This window comes from Sandarakinorhabdus sp. (genome assembly GCF_031422795.1).
Taxonomy (GTDB): domain Bacteria; phylum Pseudomonadota; class Alphaproteobacteria; order Sphingomonadales; family Sphingomonadaceae; genus Sandarakinorhabdus.
In genome coordinates, this window is record NZ_JANPML010000320.1 from 1 (window position 1) to 4,451 (window position 4,451).

General features: G+C 62.2%; 4 protein-coding genes. 1 reads left to right on the top strand and 3 read right to left on the bottom strand.

The features are described from left to right. Nucleotides 1-34: 34 nt before the first annotated feature. A complete protein-coding gene (locus tag RMO81_RS11610; protein ID WP_310476042.1) occupies nt 35-2,014 on the top strand; it encodes a calcium-binding protein in 1,980 nt (659 codons plus the stop codon). An 18-nt stretch (nt 2,015-2,032) separates the two neighbouring features. On the opposite strand, the gene RMO81_RS11615 is transcribed toward RMO81_RS11610, so the two are convergent. From RMO81_RS11615 to RMO81_RS11625, 3 genes are read right to left on the bottom strand one after another with little or no spacing between them, the layout of a single operon-like run. Then, entirely contained in the window at nt 2,033-3,253 is a 1,221-nt protein-coding gene (locus RMO81_RS11615) for a hypothetical protein (protein ID WP_310476043.1), read from the bottom strand. Further along, nucleotides 3,243-4,112: a type II secretion system protein GspK gene (locus RMO81_RS11620; RefSeq protein WP_310476044.1), complete on the bottom strand. Its 870-nt coding sequence runs from the start codon at nt 4,110-4,112 to the stop codon at nt 3,243-3,245. The genes RMO81_RS11615 and RMO81_RS11620 overlap by 11 nt, the downstream gene beginning before the upstream one ends. Next, entirely contained in the window at nt 4,109-4,447 is a 339-nt protein-coding gene (locus RMO81_RS11625; protein WP_310476045.1) for a hypothetical protein, read from the bottom strand. Before RMO81_RS11625 ends, RMO81_RS11620 begins: the two co-directional genes overlap by 4 nt. Nucleotides 4,448-4,451 lie beyond the last annotated feature (4 nt).

Consider the following 4,451-nt stretch of genomic DNA (forward strand, 5'->3'; position numbering starts at 1 on the left):
TTGGCTGTCATCAACTGTTGCAGAGGATATAGTCATGGTTACTTTTACCGGAACTACTGGGAATGACATTTTTGTTGCTCCGACGGCTGAAGATTGGACGATCATCGGCAAGGGCGGAGTCGACAATCTGACCGGCAATGCCGGCAATGACACATTTGTTGGCGGGTTCGGCAACGATGTGCTTGACGGCGAAGGCGGCAACGACATTTTCAATGTTGGCGTGAAGGAAGGCGTCGACAGCGTTACTGGCGGCGAAGGTTATGACAAGATTGTCGCCACCGCGAACAATGTCGCCATCGGGCTGAGCTTCATCTCGGGCGTGGAAGAAATCAATTCGGGCGGCTTTTTCCCGGTCAGCATCGTCGGCTCGATCGGCGATGATTTCCTCGATTTCACCAACACCCTGCTCGTCGGCATCACGTCGATCAACGGCGGCGCTGGCAACGATACGATCATCGGTTCGGCGGCGGATGACGTCATCAACGGCGGTGGCGGCAACGACACGCTCGACGGCGGCGCGGGCAACGACATCTTCCGCGTTGGCGTCGGCTCCGGTTTCGACCATTTCAATGGTGGCACCGGCACGAACAGCATCGAGGCATCTGCCAACAATGCCAACATCGGCATCGCCAGTCTTGCCAATATTCAGGCAATTTCTGCTGGCGGGTTCGGCAACGTTCGCCTGCTGATCCAGAGCGGTGCCGGCTTGGTCTATAATTTCTCGGCGATTACGCTTACCGACATCGTCGAAATCAAGGCTGGCAACGGTGGCCAGACGATCACGGCCACGGCGGGCGACGATTTTGTCACCGGCGGCTCCGGCGATGACACGCTGATCGGCGGCGAGGGCAACGACATCATCGACGGCGAGGGTGGCACCAACATCCTCAATGGCGGAAACGGCGACGACACGTTCCTCGTGTCGGGCGGCGGCGCGAACAAATATGTGGGTGGCAACGGCTATGACCTCGTTACCGCCAACAAGGAAAACGCCGTCATCACGCTGACGACGGGGTCGCTGAGCAAGATCGAAGAGATCAGCGCCGGCGGTTTTGGCAACGTCTCGATCGCTGGGACCGCTGCCGCCGATGTCATCAACCTCACCGGCATTCTGGTGACAGAAGGTGATTTTGTCGCCATCAACGGCGGCGAAGGCGACGACCGGATCACGGCCACGCGGTTCGCTGATACCGTCAACGGCGGCGGCGGCAACGACCGGATCCTGGCGGCTTCGGGCGACGACATCCTCACCGGTGGGCAGGGCGACGATTATCTTGATGGCGGCGCCGGGTCGGACACGGTCAATGGCAACAATGGCAACGACACGATCGTCGCTGGTTCGGGCAATGATTTCCTGTTCGGCGATGGCGGCGACGACACGTTCCTGGTCGTGGGCAATGGCGGGCTCGATGCCTATGACGGCGGCACCGGCATCGACACGATCAAGGCTGGCAGCAACGGTGCCCGGATCGGCATCGCGTCGATGACCGGGGTCGAGATCATCGACGCCGATGGTCGCATCAATGTCACCATCGGTGGCTCGCCCGAGATCGACACGCTGGATTTCAGCCTCGTGCAGCTTATCGGCATCAAGAGCATCAACGCCGGTGCGCAGGGCGATACGATTATCGGTTCGGCCGGTGCCGACACGATCATCGGTCTGGGCGGCAACGACTTCTTGAATGGCGGCAACGGCGATGACATCATCACTGGCGGCCTTGGCCTCGATACCCTGTCCGGCGGTGCCGGTGCAGACATTTTCCGCGATGGCGTCAAGAACTTCGCGGGTGACACCATCACCGACTTTGCCGCCGAAGACCGGTTGCACTTCACCAACATCGCCAACCCGGCTGCCGCAACCTTTGCCTTCGCCAACAATGTGTTGACCGTCGATCCCGATGGCGTGGGCGCGTTGAAGGCATTTTCGTTCGGGCTGACCGGCAGCTTCGAAGCCGGCACCTTCGTGGCCCAAACCGGCACCGAGCTCGGCGTCTATGTCAGCTATATCGGCTGACGGACATCGGCCCGCCGGTCAGTCTGGCCGGCGGGCATTTTCCCTGGGGGTCATCACAATGACGACTCCCATCATGAACCAGTAGAATGCCGCGGTCTTGATCGACAGCATCGAGATCGAAACAAGGATCGATAGCGCAAACGTCAAGGCGGTGGCGTGAAGATACAGAAGTTGTTCCGGTCGTTGCAGCGCTGGCTGCAGATAGAGATACAGCTGCAGCATGACGACGCCGACCAGCGATTGTGACATGACCAGGTAGGCGATGCCGCTGTCGGCCAGCGCCGGGGTGGGCACCGAAAAGCCGAACAGATCATACCAGTCGAGCCGGAATAGCTGCTTCATGCCGCGGGCGATTCGCCCGGGAAAATCATCGTCCAGCGGGTTCCATTGCAACGTCATGCTGGCGATTCGCGCCATGACGATGGCCATAGGCAGATAGAAGATCGACAATGATGCCGGCAGTCGCCGCAGCAGCGGTGCAGCGAGCAGAATCACGATCGCGCTGGCTGCGGCAAAGCGCCCGTCGCAGCCGACAAGGATGATCGCCAGCGACAGGCCCATGAACCACCGCATCCGCGCCGGCCAGTCGCGCCAGAACAGCAACATCGCCAGGGCGGCAAAGCTGACATAATTGCCGAGGCTGAGCGGTTCCAGAAACAGCGACGAGGCGCGGGCCCAGCCGAGCCATGGCAGCAGATAGCGCTCGTCCGGCCGCGTGGCGCCAAACAATTGGCTGTCGCCGCTCAACTGTTCGGCGGTGAAGCCGCGGCTGCTGATGAAATAGGCGCGCGGATCAACCAACGCGCCATATTGCGCCGGAAACGCGATCTCGATGATCATCACCACCAGGATCGCGATGTGTAGTGCGACAAAGACCCGCCGCGCGTCGCGCCAGGGCACCACCATGCCGATCATGACAAAGACCGCGAACATCAGCATGTCGCGAAACGATTTTGGATCGAATCCGAGGCGAAGTTGGGACAAGACCAGCGACAGTGCAAAGAACATGCCGATCATCATTAGCCAGCGGGTCATTTCAATCCGCCACTGGCTCAAGACCAGCAACAGCCCCGCCCCCATCAGCGCGGCCTCCACAACGATCAGCGTCTGGCGGCCGATGCCAACGATATGGGCGTTGATGATCGACAGCGGCAAATTATAGGAAATTGCCGCAACCAGCAGGATCATCGCCGCCCGCACGGGCCAGCGGCTGCCGATATCAGGGGTGTCACTGATCAATGGCGCGCACCAGATAGGGTATTTCGCGACGCCCGGTCAGTTCGATGACCGTTGAACGGTCGAATCGGCTGCCGCCCGGCCGCCGCGCCGTGACCCTGATGGTCAGCGGCCGCCCAACCAGCGATTCCTGTTCGGCCAGGTCGATGGCGACGCGCTGGCCGGCCAGTTCGCGCTCGCGGTTGATGACCTGCGGCGAACCAAGCCCGCCGCTCGCGACGGCCAGCGCCAACGGCGTCGCGAACCGATCGTCGAACCCCTCGCGCTGATTGCGATAGGCCGTCGCCGAGCCCCGCAACCGGTCGACGATGTCCGGCGTGATGTGGCGGATCAGCCGCATTTCCTCGACGCTGCGCAGCGAACCGTTGCGCGGGTTGATGCGGCGGGCCGCATACCAGCCCACTTCGGCGCCGCCCGGGCGGACGTCATCATCCTCGTCGCGCCAGTCAAGAAACGCATCGGTCTGGGCATCGAGCAACGCGCCCGACGCGCCAAGCGCTTCGAACATGGCGCGCACCTGTTCGTCGGCGATCTGGTTGAGCGGGACCTTGCCGCGTTCATCCTCGATGACGACAACGATATCGGAACCGGCAAAACGCAGGTTATGCGGGCGTCCGTCGATGCCCCAGCGCTGTGCCTGGGCGGGTGCGGCCAGGTTGCGCACCGCAATCACCAACCCGGCATCGGCTGCGGCGGCCAAGCGGGCGCGTTCGGCATCAGCGACAACGCCCACCGCGACCCCGCGCCCGGTATCAATCAAGGCCAGCGACGCCAGCGACAGCACGGCAATGGCAACGATGGCGGCGAGCATGGCATAGCCCGCCTCCGCCGCTGTCTCGACCGCGCCCGGCGCGCGTTTCATGGCACTCGTTCGCCCGGCAGCGGCCGCACCGCCTGGATCTTGGCGCGCAATTCATCCGTCACGGCCTTGGCTTCGTCGATGCTGCGCATGACGCGTGGTTTCAACAGGATCAGCAATTCGGTGCGATCGGTTTCGTCATTGGTGTTGCCGAACAGCAGCCCGCCGACGATGGGGATGCGCGACAACAGCGGCAATCCTGATTTTGACCGGGTCCGGTTGTCGCGGATCAGCCCGCCAAGGGCGATGACCTGGCCATCCTGGACAGCGATGGACGTCGATATCCGCCTGGTCGAGATCGTCGGCGAGTTGATGCTCGACGAATCGGTCTGCAGCACATCG